This is a genomic window from Shewanella aquimarina (assembly GCF_023349185.1).
Classification (GTDB): Bacteria; Pseudomonadota; Gammaproteobacteria; order Enterobacterales; family Shewanellaceae; genus Shewanella; species Shewanella aquimarina.
Genome location: NZ_JAKIKY010000001.1, coordinates 292,234 through 311,776 on the forward strand (window position 1 = coordinate 292,234; position 19,543 = coordinate 311,776).

A 19,543-nucleotide genomic window follows, 5' to 3' on the forward strand; every position below is an offset into this window, starting at 1 on the left:
TCTGTCATTTCTCTCTATTAGGCAGGTCGCAGCCATTCAAAAAATAAAAGCTATAATTTACAGCTAATTGGTCATCAGACATGCCAAGAATGCCGCTATAGTTAATAGATATTGGTCTTTTGGCAAGTACTTTATGGGGAAGCTTATGAATATTAGAGACTTGAGTGTGGTCAAGAAGATATGGGCAAGTTATCTGGCCGTGTTTATCGTCTTCATCCTAGTTGCCATGTTATTGATGTTAAGTCTATCGACATTGAATCAGAACATTCGCACCTTGACCGATAAGAGTCTGCCCTCGGTCGCCATTCTCAAGGGGATCCAGGTGGACATTACCAAGGTCCGCAAAGATGAGTTCTCCCTGCTTCCCAACAGCGACAACCCTAAGATAGGTCAGTGGCTGCAAGATCTGGACAGATGGCGCGCCGATGTTCAGGCAGGCATTTCCGCCTATGAGGCCCTGGAGCTCAACGCCGAAGAAAGGCAATCCTTTAAGGTATTCAAAGACACCTGGAATCAGTACATACAGGAGACCAGCGCCTATAACGGCCTGCTCAATCAGGGGGATGCCGACAAAGCCAACCAGGTGGTGCTGGCGAGTTTCGGCACCTACTCCAAGGCGCTGAGCAGCCTGGACGACACCCTGGGACTCAACGACGAACTGGTCAAGCAGATAGGCATAAATGTGCACGACGAGGCGCTATCGACCCAATACAGCGCCGGCATAGGCGCGCTGGTGATCATCATAGTGATCGCCCTCGCCTCTACCCTGCTATCACGCGCCATCTGCCGCCCCATCGACCGGGCGCTGGCCTTTGCGGCCAATATCGCCAAGGGACAACTCACCAACGCCATCGACGAGGAGGCCCTGACCCAGGATGAGCTAGGCACCCTGCTGCGCGAGCTAGTCACCATGCAGGCAAACCTGCACGCCCTGGTCTCAGAGATCAACGACTCCACCATACAGCTAACCGCTGCCGTCGAAGAGGTGAGCGCCATCTCGGCGCAGAACGCCTCCAGCATGCAGAATCAGCAGCTGGAACTGAGCTCGGTCGCCTCGGCCATGACCCAGATGCAGGCCGCCGTGGGTGAAGTGGCGCAAAATACCGAAAACGGTGCCACCTCGGCCTATTCGGCCACAGAGATCGCCAAACAAGGCACAGAGACGCTGGCCCAGACCATAGCGGTGATCGAGCGTGTCTCCCAGACGATTCAGGAGTCGGACCTGCTGGCTCACGAGTTAGAATCCAGCTCCAACAACATCAACATGGTGGTGGATGTGATCCGTGGCATCGCCGAGCAGACCAACCTGTTGGCCCTCAACGCCGCCATCGAGGCGGCCCGCGCCGGCGAGCAGGGGCGAGGCTTCGCCGTGGTGGCCGACGAGGTGAGATCCCTGGCGCAGCGCACCCAGGACTCTACCGCCCAGATCGTCGACATAGTCAACCAGCTGCAGGAGAACAGCAGCAAGATAGGTCACTCGAGTCAGGAGTGCCAAACCGGCATCGCCCAGTGTGTCGAGCAGGTGAATGCGGCGGGGAGTCAGATAAGCGAGATAGAACATTCGGTGGAAAATATCGCCCAGATGAGCACCCAGATAGCCACTGCCTGCAGCGAGCAAAATGCGGTCTCCGAGGAGCTAAACCGCAGCGTGGATCATATCAATAATGTCTCGACCGAGATGACCGAAGCTTCGTCACAGACCGCCATCGCCTGTCAGGAGATCAGTAGCCTGGCCCACAACCTCAAGGCCAGGATAGAGACCTTCAAGCTGTAAGGTGACCTGAAAAACCAAAAGGGCCCTAGGGCCCTTTTTTAATAGCAAGCAAAAGCGATATTAGACGTGGGCGTCGGCATACCCCATGCGGGTCAGAGCATTACGCACCAACTCGAGTGTATAGGGATCTTCGATCGTCGCCGGCATCTTGAAGCTCTGGTTATCGGCAATCTTACGCATGGTGCCGCGCAAGATCTTACCCGAGCGTGTCTTAGGCAACTTAGGCACGGCGCTCACCAGCTTAAAGGCCGCCACTGGGCCAATCTGCTCACGCACCAGGGCGATAAGCTCCTTGTAGAGCTGCTCGTCGCTGAGATCGCAACCTTTTTTCAGCACCACCAGTCCCAGCGGCACCTGACCCTTGAGCTTATCGTCGACACCAATCACCGCCGCCTCGGCCACCGCCTCATGCTGACACAGCACCTCTTCGAAGCGTCCGGTCGATAAACGGTGACCGGCCACATTAATGATGTCATCGATGCGGCTCATGATATAGAGGTAACCCTCTTCATCCATGTAGCCGGCATCGCCTGTGAGGTAATAACCCGGATACATGGAGAGGTAGCTCTCTTTATAACGCCCCTCGTTCTGCCACAGGGTCGCGAGCGTGCCGGGCGGCAGTGGCAGCTTGATCACCACGTTACCCGACTGTTCCGGCGCGACACTGTCGCCCATCTCATCGAGTACCTGCACATCATAGCCTGGTACCGCCTTGGCTGGCGAGCCCGCCTTGACCGGCACGGGCGCGGTCCCCATCAAGTTAGCGGCCACCGGCCAGCCGGTTTCTGTCTGCCACCAGTGGTCGATCACCGGCTTGTCTAGCTGCTGCTCGGCCCAGTGCAGGGTATCGGGATCGCAGCGCTCACCGGCGAGGAATAAAGTGCCCAGACAGCTAAGATCCACATCCTTCAGGTAACCACCTTCGGGATCGTCACGTTTGATGGCGCGGATCGCCGTCGGCGCGGTAAAGAAACTCTTCACATTATATTTGGCAATGGTGCGCCAGAAGATACCGGGATCCGGCGTGCCCACAGGCTTACCCTCGAACAGTACGGTAGTAGCGCCCACGAGTAAGGGGCCATAGACGATGTAGGAGTGACCAACCACCCAGCCCACATCCGAGGCCGCCCAGAAGACATCTCCCGGCTCGATATCATAGATATGCTTCATCGACCAGGCGAGCGCCACGGCATGGCCGCCATTGTCGCGCACCACTCCCTTGGGCTGACCCGTGGTGCCCGAGGTATAGAGGATATAAAGCGGATCGGTCGCCTCTACCGTCTGACACTCGATGTTTGGCGCATCGGCCATGGCCCCCTGCCAGTCGACGTCTCGGCCATCGACTAAGTCTGCTTGCAGCTGAGGACGATTGAGGATCACACACTGCTCCACCTTGTGGCTCGCCTGCTCCAGCGCATCATCCAGCAGCGGCTTGTAGGCCACCACGCCCGAGGGCTCGACGCCGCAGGAGGCGGAGAGGATCATCTTTGGCTTGGCATCATCGATTCGGGTCGCTAGCTCGTTGGCGGCGAAACCGCCGAACACTACTGAGTGAATCGCGCCGAGTCGCGCACAGGCCAGCATGGCATAGGCGGTCTCTGGCACCATGGGCATATAGATGATCACCCTGTCGCCTTTGACCACGCCCTGGCTGGCCATGTAGCCGGCCAGTCGGCTCACCTGTGCCTGCAACTCGTTGTAGGTGATCCCATATTCTGTGCCCGTTATCGGGCTCACATATTGAATCGCCACCTGATCGCCGCGCCCGGCCTCGACGTGTCTGTCGACCGCGTTGTAACAGGTATTGAGCTGACCGCCGCTGAACCAGCGATACATAGGTGCCTGACTGTCATCGAGTACCCGCTCAAACGGCTTGTCCCAGGTTAAGGCCCCGGCGGCCTCGCCCCAGAAGGCATTGGGATTATCGATAGATTCCTGGTGTAACTGATTATGCAAATCCTTCATGTGATCTTCTCCGAATGACATGCGCCCGCCACTCACGGTCGACATATCGGCTTCCCCTTCCAAACGATTTGGCTTATGCGCCATAGATCACATTATGGAGGCAAGTGACACTTTTCCCATTAGACCTTTGCCTAACCTATCCGCAAACCCAGGACTGGTGGTTATTTCACCACTTATTGCTGAGATTTTTACAGCCAAACACGCCGATCAGACCACCTAAAATCTTTACCTTTACGTAAACTTCATATATCGTGCTAGAAAAGTTAATCAATATGGTATTTTTTCGATGAGCGACAAACACAGTCCACAGACCACCTACTCCATCAGCGACCTGTCTAAGGAGTTCGATATTACCACACGTAGTATCCGCTTCTACGAAGATCAGGGGCTGCTCAAACCCAAGCGCCGTGGGCAAACCCGCATCTATGGCCTGAAAGATCGCGTGCGCCTCAAGCTGATCTTACGGGGTAAGCGCCTGGGCTTCTCGCTCGCCGAAACCCGCCGCTTATTCGAGCTCTACGATGCCGACAAAAACAGCAGCACTCAGCTACATACCATGCTGGAGTTGGTGGAAGAGAAAAAATCGGCCCTGCAGCAGCAGATGGACGACATCAAGGTGGTCTTGATGGAGCTTAACTCTGCCGAGCAGCAGTGCCGCGCCGCCCTGGAGCAGCAACAGAACACCTAGGGCGTAGCAAGGACCATATCGAATTAACACAGCAACAAATTAGACACAAGCCAGGCTAGGAAGCCTGACTAAAAAAATTATAAAAGCATAAGACCTGTAGGATAAAACCATGACTCAACTCTACTCTTCTCTCAACTTCGGCCTCGGTGAAGATGTCGACATGCTGCGTGATGCAGTGCGTAGCTTCGCCGCCAATGAAATCGCTCCTATCGCCGCCAAGGTGGATCAGGAAAACGCCTTCCCTAACGAGCTATGGCCCGTACTGGGCGAGATGGGACTGCTTGGGGTGACAGTGCCCGAAGAGTACGGCGGAGCAGACATGGGTTACCTGGCCCACGTAGTCGCCATGGAGGAGATCTCCCGCGCCTCGGCCTCTATCGGCCTGAGCTATGGCGCCCACTCTAACCTGTGTGTTAACCAGATCAACCGTAACGGTAATAGCGAACAGAAGGCCAAGTACCTGCCTAAGCTGGTGAGCGGCGAGTATATCGGCGCCCTGGCGATGAGTGAGCCTAACGCAGGTTCGGACGTTGTCTCCATGAAGCTGAGCGCCCGTAAAGAGGGGGACCGTTATATCCTCAACGGCAACAAGATGTGGATCACCAACGGCCCGGACGCCGACACCTATGTGATCTACGCCAAGACAGACATGGACAAGGGGCCACACGGTATCACCGCCTTCATCGTCGAGCGTGGCTTTAAGGGCTTCAGCCAGGCGCAGAAGCTGGACAAGCTGGGCATGCGTGGCTCTAACACCTGTGAGCTAGTGTTCGAAGATTGCGAAGTGCCTGAAGAGAACATCCTAGGCGGTCTCAACAACGGCGTTAAGGTGCTGATGAGCGGCCTGGATTATGAACGCGTAGTGCTCTCTGGCGGCCCACTTGGGATCATGACCGCCTGTATGGATATCGTGGTGCCTTACATTCACGAGCGTGAGCAGTTTGGCAAGTCTATCGGTCAGTTCCAGCTGGTACAGGGCAAGCTTGCCGACATGTACACAGGCATGAACGCCGCCAAGTCTTACGTCTATAACGTGGCCAAGTCATGCGATCGCGGCGAGACCACACGTAAAGACGCCGCCGGCGCCATCCTTTATAGCGCGGAGCTGGCTACCAAGATGGCCCTGGATGCCATCCAGCTGCTAGGCGGCAACGGCTATGTTAACGAGTACGCCACGGGTCGCCTGCTGCGCGATGCCAAGCTTTATGAGATTGGCGCCGGTACCTCAGAGATCCGTCGCATGCTGATCGGCCGCGAGCTGTTCAACGAGTCGAAATAGTCGAATGCGTAAAACGGGCCGGAGCCAATCCGGCCCAGGGCGGGCAATCGCCACTTCCCGTTCACCACAGTCTTAAAAGGAACCAAGCCGTGACGCAACTGAGCAGTCAAATCAATCCCCGCAGCGACGAGTTTAAGGCCAAGCATCAACAGATGAGCCAGGTGGTCGCCGATCTCAAGTTAAAACTGTCTGAAATCGAACAAGGCGGTGGCGCCGTCGCCATGGAGCGCCATCTCTCCCGTGGCAAGCTGTCGCCACGTCAGCGTGTCGAGAAGCTACTGGATCCCGGCTCGCCGTTTCTGGAGATCTCCCAGTTTGCCGCCTACCAGGTCTATGACGACGTGGTACCGGCCGCGGGCATCATAGCCGGTATCGGCCGCGTCAGCGGCGTCGAGTGCATGATCATCGCCAACGACGCCACGGTAAAGGGCGGCACCTATTATCCGCTAACGGTGAAGAAACACCTTAGGGCCCAGGAGATCGCCGAGCGCTGTCACCTGCCCTGCATCTATCTGGTGGACTCGGGCGGGGCTAACCTGCCGCGCCAGGACGAAGTATTCCCCGACAGAGACCATTTCGGTCGCATCTTCTATAACCAGGCCAAGATGTCTTCCAAGGGCATTCCACAGATCGCCGTGGTGATGGGTCTGTGTACCGCGGGCGGCGCCTATGTGCCCGCCATGGCCGATGAGTCGATCATCGTCAAGGAACAGGGCACCATCTTCCTGGCGGGCCCACCATTGGTGAAGGCCGCTACAGGCGAAGAGGTCTCGGCCGAAGAGCTGGGCGGCGCCGAGGTGCATACTAAGATCTCGGGCGTGGCCGACCATATGGCGCAAAACGATGAGCACGCCCTAGAGCTGGCGCGCAAGTCGGTGACCCGTCTCAATCACAACAAGCAGATCGCCAGCCAGCTGAGCCCGGTCAAGCCGCCTAAGTTCGAGATCAACGAGCTCTACGGCATAGTGGGGACAGATCTGAAGAAGCCGTTCGATGTCAAAGAGGTGATCGCCCGTATCGTCGATGACTCAGATTTCGACGAGTTCAAGGCCAACTATGGCGCCACCCTAGTGTGCGGTTTCGCCCGTATCCACGGCTACCCAGTTGGTATCGTCGCCAACAACGGCATCCTCTTCTCCGAGTCGGCGCAGAAGGGCGCCCACTTTATCGAGCTCTGCTGCCAGCGCAAGATCCCGCTGCTGTTTTTGCAAAACATCACAGGCTTCATGGTAGGTAAGAAGTATGAGCATGAAGGGATCGCCAAGCATGGCGCCAAGATGGTGACCGCGGTTTCCTGCGCCACCGTGCCTAAGTTTACCGTGATCATCGGCGGCTCTTATGGCGCCGGTAACTACGGCATGTGTGGCCGCGCCTTCGAACCGACCATGATGTGGATGTGGCCTAACGCCCGCATCTCGGTCATGGGTGGCGAGCAAGCAGCTGGCGTACTGGCGACCGTGCGCCGCGATGGTCTAGCCCGTAAAGGAGTGGACTGGCCGGCCGAAGATGAGGCCGCCTTCCGCGCCCCTATCGTGGCTCAATATGACAAGGAGGGACATCCTTATCATGCTAGCGCTCGTCTGTGGGACGACGGCATTATCGATCCGGCCCAGACCCGTGACGTGGTTGGCCTTGCCCTCTCTGCGGCACTCAATGCGCCGATTGAAGAGACTAAGTTTGGCGTGTTCCGCATGTAATGCGCCGCTAAGTCAACAATCGATAACGCAGAGGCAAGGAAGGATACCCATGACAAGCCAAACAATTGCACAAGAATTTGAATACTTAAGCTGCTCCCTAAACGATGGAGTCGGCGAGATGGTGCTTAACCGCGCCGACAAACACAACGCCTTCGACGAGGTGATGATAGGTGAGATGATCGCCGCCCTCGACCTGTTCGCAAGCGACGACAGCTGTCAGCTGCTGGTGCTTAAGGCCAACGGGCGTAACTTCAGCGCCGGCGCCGATCTCAACTGGATGCGCAAGCAGGCCAAGATGGACTTCGAGCAAAACTTGAGTGACGCCAACGAGCTGGCGACCCTGATGCATAAGCTCGACAAGTTCCCCAAGCCGACGCTGGCATTGGTACAAGGAGCGGCCTTCGGCGGCGCCCTGGGGCTTATCTGCGCCAGCGACATCGCTATCGCCGATAGCCGCGCCAGCTTCTGCCTCAGTGAGGTTAAGCTCGGGCTGATCCCCGCGGTGATCAGCCCCTATGTGGTACGTGCCATGGGCCAGCGCGCCTCGCGCCGCTACATGCTGACCGCCGAGCGCTTCGACGCCGAAACCGCGCTCAAGCTCAATGTGATCCATGAGATTAACGATGATCTCGATAGCGCCAGCGCGCCCATCATCACGGCGCTCAAGGGCAACAGCCCTCAGGGCATGGCCTGGGTCAAGACCCTGCTGTCACGCCTGGAAGATGGTGTGATTGACCAGGAGACGCTGGCCTACACCAGCGAGCGTATCGCCCGCATCCGCGTCTCAGACGAGGGCCAGGAGGGGCTTAACGCCTTCTTCGAGAAGAGAAGCCCAAGGTGGAACACCTAATGAACACAGAGATCATCTTAGACCCTATTGCCCTACCAGTTCGGGGAGCTCGCTAACATGTTTACCAAATTACTGATCGCCAACCGCGGCGAAATCGCCTGCAGAATCATCAAGACCGCACAGGTCATGGGCATCAAAACCGTCGCCCTCTATTCGGACGCCGACAAGGACGCCCGCCATGTGGCCATGGCCGATGAGTCCTTCTACCTGGGCGGCAGCGCCCCGAGCGAGTCTTACCTCAAGGGCGAATTGATCCTTGAGATCGCCAAACGCAGCGGCGCCCAGGCGATCCACCCTGGCTACGGCTTCCTGTCGGAAAACGCCGACTTCGCCCGTCAGTGTGAACAGGCGGGTATCGCCTTCGTCGGCCCAAGCGCCGATGCCATCGACGCCATGGGCAGCAAGAGCGCCGCCAAGATCATTATGGAGAAGGCCAATGTGCCCCTGGTGCCCGGCTATCACGGCGATGATCAGAGCGACGAGGTACTGCTCAAGGCCTCGAAAGAGATAGGCTTCCCTCAGCTGATCAAAGCTGCCTACGGCGGTGGTGGTAAGGGGATGCGTATCGTCGAGTCGGAAGCTGAAGCCCTGGACGCCATCAACTCGGCGCGCCGCGAGGCGGCCTCCTCTTTTGGCAACGACAAGCTGCTGATCGAACGCTACCTGAGACAGCCCCGTCACGTCGAGGTGCAGGTATTTGCCGATACCCAGGGCAACTGCATCTATCTGTCGGATCGCGACTGCTCCATTCAGCGTCGTCACCAGAAGGTGGTCGAAGAGGCACCGGCGCCGGGTCTGTCCGACAGCCTACGCCGCGCCATGGGTGAAGCCGCCGTCGCCGCCGCCAAGGCAATCGACTATGTGGGCGCGGGTACCGTGGAGTTTCTGCTCGACACCCATGCCAGCGACGAGACCGACTGCTTCTACTTCATGGAGATGAACACGCGTCTGCAGGTAGAGCATCCCGTCACCGAGATGGTGACCGGCCAGGACTTGGTGAAATGGCAGCTGATGGTCGCCAGCGGCAGCGAGCTGCCACTGCGCCAGGAAGATGTGCGCATTCACGGCCACTCCTTCGAGGTGCGTATCTACGCCGAAGATCCGCAAAACGAATTTCTGCCCGCCAGCGGCAAGCTCAACTTCCTGCGCGAACCCGAACAGAACCGTTATGTGCGCATCGATTCCGGCATCCGCGAAAACGATGTGATCAGCAACTTCTACGACCCTATGATCGCCAAGCTGATCGTCTGGGACGAGTCGCGCCCCCGCGCCCTGCAGCGCCTGGTGCACGCCCTGGAGTCTTATCAGATCAGTGGCCTGAAACACAACATAGAGTTCCTGGCCAACATCGCCGAACATCAGGCCTTCGCCCAGGCCGATTTCAGCACAGACTTTATCGAGCGTTATGGCGACACCCTGATTGGTGCCAACCTGGATGGCGACAACAGCAGCGAGCAAAATGGCGCCCTGGCCTTCGCCGCCCTCTATCATCTGTGTGCCCAGAAGGAGCAGGCCAAGCTCACCGCGACCAACAGCCACGACCCTTATTCGCCTTGGGGGCAGGTCAGCGGCTTCAGACTCAACCGCAGCGGCGTACATCAGCTCTCTCTGCTGGATGACCAACATGAGATCCAACACCTGACCCTGAGCCAAGTGGGCGATTGCTACTACCTCAGCCTCAACGAGCAGCAACTGACCCTGAGCGGTGAGCTAAAGCAAGATCTGCTGCACGCCGAGATCAACGGCCACAAGAGCAAGATCCCCGTCAGTCGTGAAGGCGACGACTTCACCCTCTTCCTGCCAAGCGGCAGCTATCACTTCCGCGCCCTGCAGACAGAGGTAGTGGAAGATCAGGCCAGCAGCGAAGATAAGCTCAAGGCGCCGATGAACGGCACTATCGTCACTCACCTGGTCGAGGTGGGCGATGAGGTCGAGGCGGGTCAGGGGCTGATGGTGATGGAAGCGATGAAGATGGAATACACCATCGAAGCGCCGTTTGACGGCAAGGTTGCCGCCTTCTTCTTCCAGCCAGGTGAGCTAGTGAGCGACGGCGCCCTGCTGCTGGACGTTACCCCGAACGAGGACGCCTAACCATGAGCAAGACTTATCCAAGCCGGGTCAGCATCTTCGAGGTCGGCGCCCGCGACGGCCTGCAGAACGAGAAGGCGGTCACCACCGCCGATAAGCTGACCCTGATCGATCAGCTCGGCGAGGCGGGCCTGACCCGCATCGAGGCCGGTAGCTTCGTCTCCCCCAAGTGGGTGCCGCAGATGGCCGACTCGGGCGAGATCTTCCGCCAGCTGAGCAAGCGTCCAGGCGTGGTCTACAGCGCATTGACACCGAATCTCAAGGGGCTGGAACTTGCCCTTGACGCTGGCGCGGACGAGGTGGCCATCTTCGGCGCCGCCTCGCAGAGCTTTAGCCAGCGCAACATCAACTGCTCTATCGAGGAGTCGATCGAGCGCTTCATCCCTGTGATGGAGGCGGCTCAGGCGAAACAGATCCCCGTACGCGGCTATGTCTCTTGTGTGCTGGGCTGTCCCTACGAGGGCGAGATCCAGGTCGAGGAAGTGGCTCGCGTGGCAGAGATCCTTTACAAAATGGGCTGCTACGAGATCTCTCTGGGTGACACCATAGGCGTTGGCACCCCCTTAAATGCCCGTAGAATGGTGGAAGCGGTCGCGTGCAGGGTACCGGTAGAGAAACTGGCGCTACACTTTCATGACACCTATGGTCAGGCATTAGCCAATATTCTTGCCTGTCTGGAAACAGGCGTCAGCGTCATCGACAGCTCGGTGGCCGGACTGGGTGGCTGCCCCTATGCCAAAGGCGCCTCGGGCAACCTGGCCACAGAAGATCTGGTCTACATGCTTCACGGCATGGGAATAGAGACCGGCATAGATCTTAACGCCCTGATCACCGCGGGCAACAACATCAGCCAGGCGCTTGGCAGAGACAGCGGTGCCAAGGTTGCACGCGCGCTAACAGAATAACAGGAGCTGGGCTCAGGCCCGGCTTACGCTCAAAGGAGATAATGATAATGGCAGGACTCAATAAGCTGGTCGCCAGCTATGAAGAAGCATTGGAAGGTCTGACTGACAACATGACCGTCATGGTCGGCGGTTTCGGCCTCTGCGGCATCCCTGAAGGCTTAATTGCCCAGATGGTTAAGAGTGGTGCCAAGGGGCTCACCGCCATCTCGAATAACGCCGGGGTCGACGATTTCGGCCTGGGGCTGCTGCTCAAGAGCCGTCAGATCAGCACCATGATCGCCTCTTATGTGGGCGAGAATGCCACCTTCGAGCAGCAGATGCTCTCGGGTGAGCTCAACGTGATCCTCACCCCTCAAGGCACGCTGGCCGAGAAGATCCGCGCCGGCGGCGCCGGTATTCCCGCCTTCTTCACCGCAACCGGTTACGGTACTCCGGTAGCCGAAGGCAAGGAGACTCGTGAGATCGATGGTCGTCACTATGTGCTGGAGCCCGCGCTGACCGCCGATTTCGCCCTGGTTCGCGCCTGGAAGGCCGATACCATGGGTAACCTGGTTTTCCGTAAGACGGCCGCCAACTTCAACCCTATGATGGCCACGGCCGGTAAGATCACTGTGGTAGAAGCCGAGCATATCGTCGAGCCGGGCGAGCTAGACCCAGACCATATCCATACCCCAGGCATCTATGTGGATCGCCTGATCCAAGGTACGTTCGAGAAGCGTATCGAGCAGCGCACCGTCAAGAGCAAATAGGGAGGAGACACCATGGCTTTATCGAGAGAACAACTGGCACAGCGTGTTTCCCAGGAGCTACAGGATGGTTTTTATGTCAACCTGGGCATAGGCATCCCCACCCTAGTGGCCAACTATATTCCCGAAGGCATGCAGGTGATGCTGCAGTCTGAAAACGGCCTGCTCGGCATGGGCGAGTTCCCCACAGAAGAGACCATAGACGCCGATTTGATCAACGCGGGTAAGCAGACGGTTACCGCAGTGCCCGGCGCCTCCTTCTTCTCCTCGGCCGAGAGCTTCGCCATGATCCGTGGTGGTCATGTGGATCTCACCGTGCTGGGCGCCTTCGAGGTGGATGTCGAGGGCTCTATCGCCTCCTGGATGATCCCAGGCAAGCTGATTAAAGGCATGGGCGGCGCCATGGATCTGGTGGCCGGTGCCGACAATATTATCGTCACCATGATGCACGCCGATAAACACGGCAACTCTAAGCTGCTGCCTAAGTGTGAGCTGCCGCTTACCGGCTATGGCTGCATCAAGCGCGTGCTGACCGACCTTGCCTTCCTGGAGATCAAAGATGGCGCGTTCCACCTGCTGGAGCGGGCACCAGGCGTGAGCGTCGAGGAGATCATCGAGAAGACGGCCGGCAAGCTGGTCGTGCCCGAGCATGTCCCCGAGATGCAGTTCTAATTGCACTCGTTAACATGAAAAGCCCGGACAGATGTCTGGGCTTTTTTATATGGCTCTTTTGTATGGCTTTTTGTATGGCTCTTTTGTATGGCTTCTGGGTATAGCGCTTTTGTATGCGCTTAGGCGTTGGCGCGATGTACCGCCTGACGCCAGAACTGCCGCGCCAGTTGCCGCGATTCCATCGACTTGAGCGAGCTGCGCTCACCCAGTTGTCTGTCGGCCTGGGACTGGGCAAAGCCCTCGCTGGCCAGCTCGCTTATCGCCTGCAGCGAGTCGCTGATATCCACCGCCGCCAGTCCCTGCTCCTGCATGGAGTTGGCGCTCAACTCTGCCATCTGATTGATCTTATCGATACGGGTCACCAGCTCGGCAAATACCGCCTCGGCCTGCTTGACCAACTGCACTGCCTGGGTCGCCTGACGCTGACCAGCGCTCAGGGTATGGGCCGCATTGGCGGTGCTCTGCTGGAACTTGGCGATGATGGCATCTATCTGGCTGGTCGAGTCTGCGGTGCGCGCCGACAGCTGGCGTACCTCGTCGGCCACCACGGCAAAGCCCCGGCCAGACTCGCCGGCCCGCGCCGCCTCGATGGCGGCGTTAAGCGCCAGCAGGTTGGTCTGCTCGGCAATCTTGGTGATCACCTCAAGCACCTGATTAATTGCCACGCTGTCATGTTCAATTTCACTCACCACCTGGGCAAAGTTACCTACCTCGCCATGTAGCTCGTCTATGCTGGCCACCACGGCATCGAGCTGCTCATAGCCCTGCTGCACCGCCGCCTGACTGGCCTCGACATCGACAGACACCTGCTTGATCTGCTGGCCTAGTTCATTAAAGCTGGCGGTCAACTCCTCGACCGCCGCCGCGGCCTGGGCCGTCTGTTGATTCTGACCATCGGCGCGATCGGCGGTGGCCGTGATAGAGCTCAGCAAGGTGTCACTGTCCCTGACGATAGTGGTCGAGGCGTCTGTCATGCGCCCCACCACCCCGGCGATCTCCGCGGTGGTGAACTCCATGGCAAACTGAATATTACCCAGCTCGTCCCGCCGCCCGGCATAGATATGTCTGGCCACAGGGTCTGACACTATGGACAGCGCATGCTGGTTGAGGGCGCGCAGCGGCGCCAACATAGCGCGCATCCCAAAGACCAACAGGGGGGCGCAAAGCAGCGCCAGCCAGGGTGAGATGTTGCTTAGCCCAATGGCCAGCAACAGACAAACGAGGGCGAACAGGATCAGCTTAGCGCCATAGCTGAACTTGGCATCAACGATCTCGCTGCGCTGCTCGGCGCTATTCAGGCTCTGATAGATGTCGCTGGCGCGCGCAACCTGCTCCTGACTGGCCCGGCGGCGCACGGACTGATATTCCTTGACCTGGCCGTTCTCCAGCACGGGCGCCACATAGGCGTTGACCCAGTAATAGGAGCCATCTTTACAGCGATTCTTGACGACACCCAGCCAGGGTTGCTTATCGGTCAGTCGCTGCCACAACATGGCAAAGGCGGCTTTTGGCATGTCTGGATGACGCACTATGTTGTGGGGCTGACTGAGCAACTCCTCTTCGGAGAATCCACAGATACGACAGAAATCCTCGTTGGCATAGCCTATGTTGCCCTTGAGATCTGTGGTGGAGAGCAGGATATCATCGTCGGTCAGCGCAACCTCATTGTCTATCACGGGTTGATTATTTCGCATTGCATTTTAGTTAGTTACCCAAATGGTGACTGAATTTTGACGCCTGACAAATTTTCATCAATTGATCTAACGCAATGTATCTGTATCAAGTAGGTTACAGCTGTTGAAATTATGAGGCAGATCTCATAGGTAAGCATTATTCCGTTACTAATTAAGTCGTTATTAATAAAGATTATTCACACCTAATCAGTTGAATTTATAACCAGAAAATCCCTTGCTACAGCTTTTGTTTGCAAAACCTGTCTAATCCACACTATTATCATGGACTTTAAAAACGATACGCCTGCCAGGGTGGCCCATAGCGCATTCGCCGCCGAAGCTCCAAAGACAACTAGAATAAAAACCTAAGAGTGAAATGATGAAACTAGCAGGCCACCTAAACTGATGCCCTACTTTGCCACCTACAAGAACGTACTCCTTGCCGCGCTACTGCTCTGTTTGAGTCTTCCCCTGCTGGCAAAGCATACCCCAGAGGTGCGTTGTGGCGTAGCGACCGGGTTCCCCCCCTATCAGTTTTCCATCGATGGTGAAACCACAGGGTTCGATGCCGACGTAGCCAGGCTGATCTTTCAGCGGCTTGGCAAGGCGTTCCAGTTTAGGCAGGAGTCTTGGGATCTGGTCTTCAATGAACTCAGGTTTGGTGACATAGAGGTGATTGCCGGCATGGAAGTCAACGACCTCAGAACCAAGTTTTTCGACTTTACTCGGCCCTACTACTACCGATACGACGTGATCTTCATTCTCGAAGACAACCAGCAGATCGCTAAACTGGAGGATCTTCATAACAAGTTTGTCAGCGGCGATCGCCACTCTTACATCGAAACCCACTGGAAGGAGCTGGGCACACTGTATAACTTTCGCATCATAGCAACCCCTAGCAAGGAAAAGTCCATGGCGCTGTTAAAGGCGGGTAAGATCCAGGCAGCCATCATGCCGAAGGCCGTCGGCCTCTACCTCGCCCGGCAGATGGGAATAGGCGTTACGATACTGGACAACCCCGATCCCGGCTCGCCCGTGGCCTTTGCGGTCAAGAAAGGCAATAGCGAACTCTTGAGCCAAATTGAAAGCACCCTGCACGCTCTCATTGAAGAAGGCGAGGTTGAGCGGCTATACCAGAAATGGTTTCCGCATAGCAGCACCAAGGGAAAACCTGATAGCCGTTAGCAGCTAGCCACAAGCTATCGCGCCCCCCCCCTCGCAGAAACCCACACAAACTCAATCTGCAGCTACACTGTCAATAAGCGAGCCAAAAAGTAGACAGCTGCGCGCCGTTTCACAAAGAGGTTTTTCAAAAAGAGCCTTTTTACACAAAGCCTTTTTACACAAAGCCTTTTAGCACCAGCGAGGATCCATGCTTAGCAAACTCAATCGAAGGCGCCATATCTTCCAGCTCACCGCCATCTTCAGCATGATATTTGCGCTGATAGGATTTAGCTACAACGTATGGCGCATGGAAATTAGCGAGTATAACAACACCATGCGGACCGCAAGCTTCGAACTCTTGCTGCAGCTCTCTGAACTTGAGGCGATAGTGTTTGCCGCGCACTATGATAAAGACCCCCATGCGGGCAATCCGCGCAAGGGCTGGATCAAGGTAAACCTGATTAACGACTTGAGCATGATCACCGAGGAGGAGGTTATCGCATCATGCGCCGACCTCAAGACCGTATGGCAACACCACTGGCCACAAATGACCGACCAGCGAGAGAGCGCCACCCGTATCGTCGAGCAGATTGACCATACCCGCGCCAGCGTCAGACACTTACTCGCCAGCCTTGAATAGCCGAGGCGTAGGCATAAAAAAGCCACCCTATTGGATGGCTTATTGCTTAGCTCACTCGAGTGGGAGAGTTAGTCCCACAAAAATTCGCGGAAATGCTTACGGCAGACAGACTCATAGCTTTCGTTACCGCCGATGGCGACCTGCTCACCTTCTTTCATGGGGCGGCCTTCGCCATCCAGCCTCACCACCATGTTGGCCTTACGACCACAATGACAGATGGTCTTAAGTTCCACCAGCTTGTCGGCCCAGGCTAACAGGTACTGACTGCCGCTAAACAGCTCGCCCTGGAAATCTGTCTTCAGACCATAGCAGAGCACGGGAATATCCATTACGTCGACCACATAGGTCAGCTGTCTCACCTGCTCCTTGCTCAAAAACTGCGACTCATCGATCAAGATGCAGTGCAGAGGCTGACTCTTAAGCGCCTCGCGCACCATCTCAACCAGATTGTCATCGCTGGCAAATACCTGGGCATCTGTCTCGATACCGATACGAGAGGCCACCTTACCCACGCCATAGCGATCATCTATCGACGCCGTCATGACCAAGGTATTCATGCCGCGTTCGCGATAGTTATAGGAAGATTGCAGCAGTGAGGTGGATTTGCCGGCATTCATTGCCGAATAGTAAAAATAGAGCTGTGCCAAAGCGAGTAGTCCCCTGATTATTGTTATCGAGCGATTCTATCACCATATTGCGCCAATTAGCAGCGCCAAAAGGCTACTCGTCATGGGCTCGCCGCACAGTCTGACACATTTATCGCTTATCCCTATCGCCAACCGAGTCTCGACAGGCCTGCCATTGTCGGAGGCTCGCTATTAGCACTCGTCGCGGCGGCCGCTGAATAAGACCATTAGGGCAATAGAGGCCTCTAATGATATCCATGTCAGCCAATCACTTAGCTAAGTGAGTCTGACCTAGTACCATTTTCAGCCTGAGTTAATTTACAAACGTTAGATTATCCCGACACCCGCCCACATAAAAATAACAATCACAATCTAAGGAAGTTGTATAGATGAAATTGAACCTTATCGCCTTTGCCGTCGTCGGCGCCTTATCGACCACAGTACTGCTCAGTGGTTGTCAAACAAGCAATGCGCCCACACAGGCCGCCGCCGGTATGGAAGCGCAAAACCCACTGATGCAAGCCAGCACGCTGCAATACCAGGCACCCGATTTTAGCCAGATCAAGGATGAGCATTTCGAGCACGCCCTCGAGCAAGGCATAGAAGAGCATCATGCACAGGTATTGGCCATTGCCGACAACAAGGAGCCCGCCACCTTTGCCAACACTATCGTGGCGCTGGAGACCAGCGGCGAGCTGCTGACCCGCGCCTCCAAGGTGTTCTACAACCTGACTGGGTCTAACAGCAACCCCGCCCTACGTAAGCTACAGGGCGAGATGGCCCCTAAGATGGCCGCTCACTCAGACAACATCCACCTCAACGGCAAGTTGTTTGCCCGCATCGATAGCCTGTATCAGCGCCGCAACACCTTAGGGCTAACGGCCGAAGAGGTGCGCCTTATAGAGATCTACCACCAACGCTTCGTCATGGCGGGTGCCAAGCTGACCGAGGCACAAAAGGCCGAGATACGCCTGCTGAACGAAGAGCAGTCTAAGCTCACCAACGAATTTGGTCAGCGCCTGCTAAGGCTCACCAAGGAGATCGCCGTCGTCGTCGACAGTGTCGATGAGCTGAAGGGGCTGTCAGAGAGTGAGATCCGCGCCGCCAAGGCCGATGCCAAAGCCGCCGGACATGAAGGCAAGTATCTGATCAATATCACCAATACCACTCGTCAGCCTATCCTAGCCAAGCTGGAAAACCGAGAGCTACGCCAGCAGGTGTGGCAGGCCTCATCTAATCGCGGCATGAGCGGCGACAACGAAACCGCATCTCTGGTTGCCCGCCTGGCACAGCTGCGCGCCGAGCGTGCCAAACTCCTGGGTTACGATAGCTGGGCCGACTATCGCCTGACGCCGCAGATGGCCAAGACCCCGGAAGCCGTCTATCAGATGTTCGGTTCTATGGTGCCCGCCGTGGTGGCCAACACCCAGAAGGAAGCCGACGATATCCAGGCGATGATCGACAAGACTGGCGGCGACTTCACCCTGGCCCCGTGGGATTGGGCCTTCTATGCCGAGAAGGTGCGTAAAGACAAATTCGATCTCGACAGCGCCGCCATCAAACCTTACTTCGAGTTTGAACGTGTGCTCAAGGACGGCGTGTTCTTCACCCTGGAGCGTCTCTATGGCGTGACCCTCAAGCCGCGCCCGGATCTGCCTGTCTACCATGAAGATGTGAAGGCCTATGAGATGTTTGACGCCGACGGCAGCTCGATGGCGATCTTCTACGCAGACTACTTTGCCCGCGAAGGCAAACGCGGCGGCGCCTGGATGAGCTCCTTCGTGACTCAGTCAAAACTTCTGAACCAGAAGCCTGTGGTGGTCAACGTGATGAACATCAAGAAGGCACCAGAGGGTGAGCCGACCTTCGTCAGCTACGACGAGGTCACCACCATGTTCCACGAGATGGGCCATGGCACCCACGGCATGTTCTCTAAGGTGACCTACCCTAGCCTGTCGGGCACGGCCGTTTCCCGCGACTTTGTCGAGTTCCCCTCGACCTTCGAAGAAGATTGGGCGGCTCACCCCGAGGTGCTGGCCAACTACGCCAAGCACTACGAGACGGGCGAAGTGATCCCCGACGACCTGCTGCAGAAACTGCTGAAATCACGCAGCTTCAATCAGGGCTTCGACACCCTGGAGTATATGGCGGCGGCCCTGGTGGATCTCGAGTGGCACTCACTGAGCGCCGACGCGCCGCTGCAGGATGTGGCCGAATTCGAAGCCAAGGCGCTTAAGAAACACGGCATCAATATCGCCGCCGTACCGCCACGCTACAAGTCGACCTACTTCGCCCACGCCTTCCCCGGCGGTTACTCGGCCAGCTACTACGCCTACATGTGGAGCGAGATCCTGGCGGCGGATGCCTTCGCCTATGTGCAGACCCAGGGCGGTCTTAACCGCGAGATTGGCATGAAGTACCGTAAGACCATCCGCGAGGTCGGCAACAGCGTGCCGCCGATGGAGGCCTACAAGGCCTTTAGAGGTCAGGCGCCGACCACAGAGGCGCTGCTAAAACGCCGCGGTCTCAACTAAGCGAATTCCCGTTAAAGGGGAATATTAACCATAAAAAAATGCCGCTCCATGAGCGGCATTTTTCTGTCTGTGTGGTATCGACAGGTCACTTATACCAATCGTAATAAACAATTGATCATTCTAGCTTGTTAAAACACTCGATAACTGTATTAGTATTTTTAATTGTAGAATAACTACTTATCTAAAAATCCTGCTTTGTTCTCAAGCGTTTTGCCTGCGCTATTTCTGATCACATATTTACT

15 protein-coding genes are annotated in these 19,543 nt (G+C 56.7%); 12 read left to right on the plus strand and 3 right to left on the minus strand.

What is annotated here, in order from left to right; translation table 11 throughout:
- The first annotated feature begins 145 nt into the window (after positions 1 to 145).
- Positions 146 to 1,774, plus strand: a complete 1,629-nt coding sequence (locus L2731_RS01205) for a methyl-accepting chemotaxis protein (protein ID WP_249251501.1) — start codon at positions 146 to 148, stop codon at positions 1,772 to 1,774.
- 60 nt (positions 1,775 to 1,834) lie between these two features.
- Here the strand turns inward: L2731_RS01205 and L2731_RS01210 are convergent, their stop codons facing one another.
- Positions 1,835 to 3,739 (minus strand): propionyl-CoA synthetase, encoded by a 1,905-nt coding sequence (locus L2731_RS01210; protein WP_249251503.1) that lies wholly within the window; start codon positions 3,737 to 3,739, stop codon positions 1,835 to 1,837.
- Between the two features lie 286 nt (positions 3,740 to 4,025).
- Here L2731_RS01210 and L2731_RS01215 point away from each other — a divergent pair, with 286 nt between their 5' ends.
- From L2731_RS01215 to L2731_RS01250, 8 genes are all read left to right on the plus strand, one after another.
- Positions 4,026 to 4,427, plus strand: a complete 402-nt coding sequence (locus L2731_RS01215; protein WP_239851476.1) for a MerR family transcriptional regulator — start codon at positions 4,026 to 4,028, stop codon at positions 4,425 to 4,427.
- Positions 4,428 to 4,536: 109 nt separating this feature from the next.
- On the plus strand, positions 4,537 to 5,706 hold the full coding sequence (locus tag L2731_RS01220) for an isovaleryl-CoA dehydrogenase (RefSeq protein ID WP_249251507.1): 1,170 nt from the start codon (positions 4,537 to 4,539) through the stop codon (positions 5,704 to 5,706).
- Between the two features lie 89 nt (positions 5,707 to 5,795).
- The gene (locus tag L2731_RS01225) at positions 5,796 to 7,403 is read left to right on the plus strand and encodes a carboxyl transferase domain-containing protein (protein WP_249251508.1); all 1,608 of its coding nucleotides are present in this window, start codon (positions 5,796 to 5,798) and stop codon (positions 7,401 to 7,403) included.
- 49 nt (positions 7,404 to 7,452) lie between these two features.
- Positions 7,453 to 8,253, plus strand: a complete 801-nt coding sequence (locus tag L2731_RS01230; RefSeq protein ID WP_249251511.1) for an enoyl-CoA hydratase-related protein — start codon at positions 7,453 to 7,455, stop codon at positions 8,251 to 8,253.
- Between the two features lie 57 nt (positions 8,254 to 8,310).
- On the plus strand, positions 8,311 to 10,344 hold the full coding sequence (locus L2731_RS01235) for an acetyl-CoA carboxylase biotin carboxylase subunit (protein WP_249251512.1): 2,034 nt from the start codon (positions 8,311 to 8,313) through the stop codon (positions 10,342 to 10,344).
- Positions 10,345 to 10,346: 2 nt separating this feature from the next.
- Positions 10,347 to 11,246 carry a hydroxymethylglutaryl-CoA lyase gene (locus tag L2731_RS01240; protein ID WP_249251513.1) on the plus strand — a complete coding sequence of 300 codons (900 nt, stop codon included), beginning with the start codon at positions 10,347 to 10,349 and terminating at the stop codon, positions 11,244 to 11,246.
- A 47-nt stretch (positions 11,247 to 11,293) separates the two neighbouring features.
- On the plus strand, positions 11,294 to 11,995 hold the full coding sequence (locus L2731_RS01245; protein ID WP_144200389.1) for a CoA transferase subunit A: 702 nt from the start codon (positions 11,294 to 11,296) through the stop codon (positions 11,993 to 11,995).
- A gap of 12 nt (positions 11,996 to 12,007) precedes the next feature.
- Positions 12,008 to 12,664: a 3-oxoacid CoA-transferase subunit B gene (locus tag L2731_RS01250; protein ID WP_041509327.1), complete on the plus strand. Its 657-nt coding sequence runs from the start codon at positions 12,008 to 12,010 to the stop codon at positions 12,662 to 12,664.
- A 119-nt stretch (positions 12,665 to 12,783) separates the two neighbouring features.
- Here L2731_RS01250 and L2731_RS01255 read toward each other — a convergent pair whose 3' ends face one another.
- Positions 12,784 to 14,358, minus strand: coding sequence for a methyl-accepting chemotaxis protein (locus L2731_RS01255; RefSeq protein ID WP_249251514.1), 1,575 nt, complete (start codon positions 14,356 to 14,358; stop codon positions 12,784 to 12,786).
- Positions 14,359 to 14,742: 384 nt separating this feature from the next.
- On the opposite strand from L2731_RS01255, the gene L2731_RS01260 reads away from it, so the two are divergent.
- Positions 14,743 to 15,522, plus strand: coding sequence for a transporter substrate-binding domain-containing protein (locus L2731_RS01260; RefSeq protein WP_249251515.1), 780 nt, complete (start codon positions 14,743 to 14,745; stop codon positions 15,520 to 15,522).
- 187 nt (positions 15,523 to 15,709) lie between these two features.
- On the plus strand, positions 15,710 to 16,141 hold the full coding sequence (locus L2731_RS01265; RefSeq protein WP_249251516.1) for a hypothetical protein: 432 nt from the start codon (positions 15,710 to 15,712) through the stop codon (positions 16,139 to 16,141).
- 68 nt (positions 16,142 to 16,209) lie between these two features.
- Here the strand turns inward: L2731_RS01265 and L2731_RS01270 are convergent, their stop codons facing one another.
- Positions 16,210 to 16,788: a thymidine kinase gene (locus tag L2731_RS01270; RefSeq protein WP_041509323.1), complete on the minus strand. Its 579-nt coding sequence runs from the start codon at positions 16,786 to 16,788 to the stop codon at positions 16,210 to 16,212.
- A 368-nt stretch (positions 16,789 to 17,156) separates the two neighbouring features.
- Here L2731_RS01270 and L2731_RS01275 point away from each other — a divergent pair, with 368 nt between their 5' ends.
- Complete coding sequence (locus L2731_RS01275) at positions 17,157 to 19,301, plus strand: M3 family metallopeptidase (RefSeq protein WP_249251518.1); 2,145 nt, start codon at positions 17,157 to 17,159, stop codon at positions 19,299 to 19,301.
- Positions 19,302 to 19,543: the final 242 nt, after the last annotated feature.

Bases quoted from the DNA above. Each gene is read 5' to 3' on its own strand.
- L2731_RS01205 (WP_249251501.1), top strand. From the start codon at position 146: ATGAATATTAGAGACTTGAGTGTGGTCAAGAAGATATGGGCAAGTTAT.
- L2731_RS01210 (WP_249251503.1), bottom strand. From the start codon at position 3,739: ATGAAGGATTTGCATAATCAGTTACACCAGGAATCTATCGATAATCCC.
- L2731_RS01215 (WP_239851476.1), top strand. From the start codon at position 4,026: ATGAGCGACAAACACAGTCCACAGACCACCTACTCCATCAGCGACCTG.
- L2731_RS01220 (WP_249251507.1), top strand. From the start codon at position 4,537: ATGACTCAACTCTACTCTTCTCTCAACTTCGGCCTCGGTGAAGATGTC.
- L2731_RS01230 (WP_249251511.1), top strand. From the start codon at position 7,453: ATGACAAGCCAAACAATTGCACAAGAATTTGAATACTTAAGCTGCTCC.
- L2731_RS01235 (WP_249251512.1), top strand. From the start codon at position 8,311: ATGTTTACCAAATTACTGATCGCCAACCGCGGCGAAATCGCCTGCAGA.
- L2731_RS01240 (WP_249251513.1), top strand. From the start codon at position 10,347: ATGAGCAAGACTTATCCAAGCCGGGTCAGCATCTTCGAGGTCGGCGCC.
- L2731_RS01245 (WP_144200389.1), top strand. From the start codon at position 11,294: ATGGCAGGACTCAATAAGCTGGTCGCCAGCTATGAAGAAGCATTGGAA.
- L2731_RS01250 (WP_041509327.1), top strand. From the start codon at position 12,008: ATGGCTTTATCGAGAGAACAACTGGCACAGCGTGTTTCCCAGGAGCTA.
- L2731_RS01255 (WP_249251514.1), bottom strand. From the start codon at position 14,358: ATGCGAAATAATCAACCCGTGATAGACAATGAGGTTGCGCTGACCGAC.
- L2731_RS01260 (WP_249251515.1), top strand. From the start codon at position 14,743: ATGCCCTACTTTGCCACCTACAAGAACGTACTCCTTGCCGCGCTACTG.
- L2731_RS01265 (WP_249251516.1), top strand. From the start codon at position 15,710: ATGCTTAGCAAACTCAATCGAAGGCGCCATATCTTCCAGCTCACCGCC.
- L2731_RS01275 (WP_249251518.1), top strand. From the start codon at position 17,157: ATGAAATTGAACCTTATCGCCTTTGCCGTCGTCGGCGCCTTATCGACC.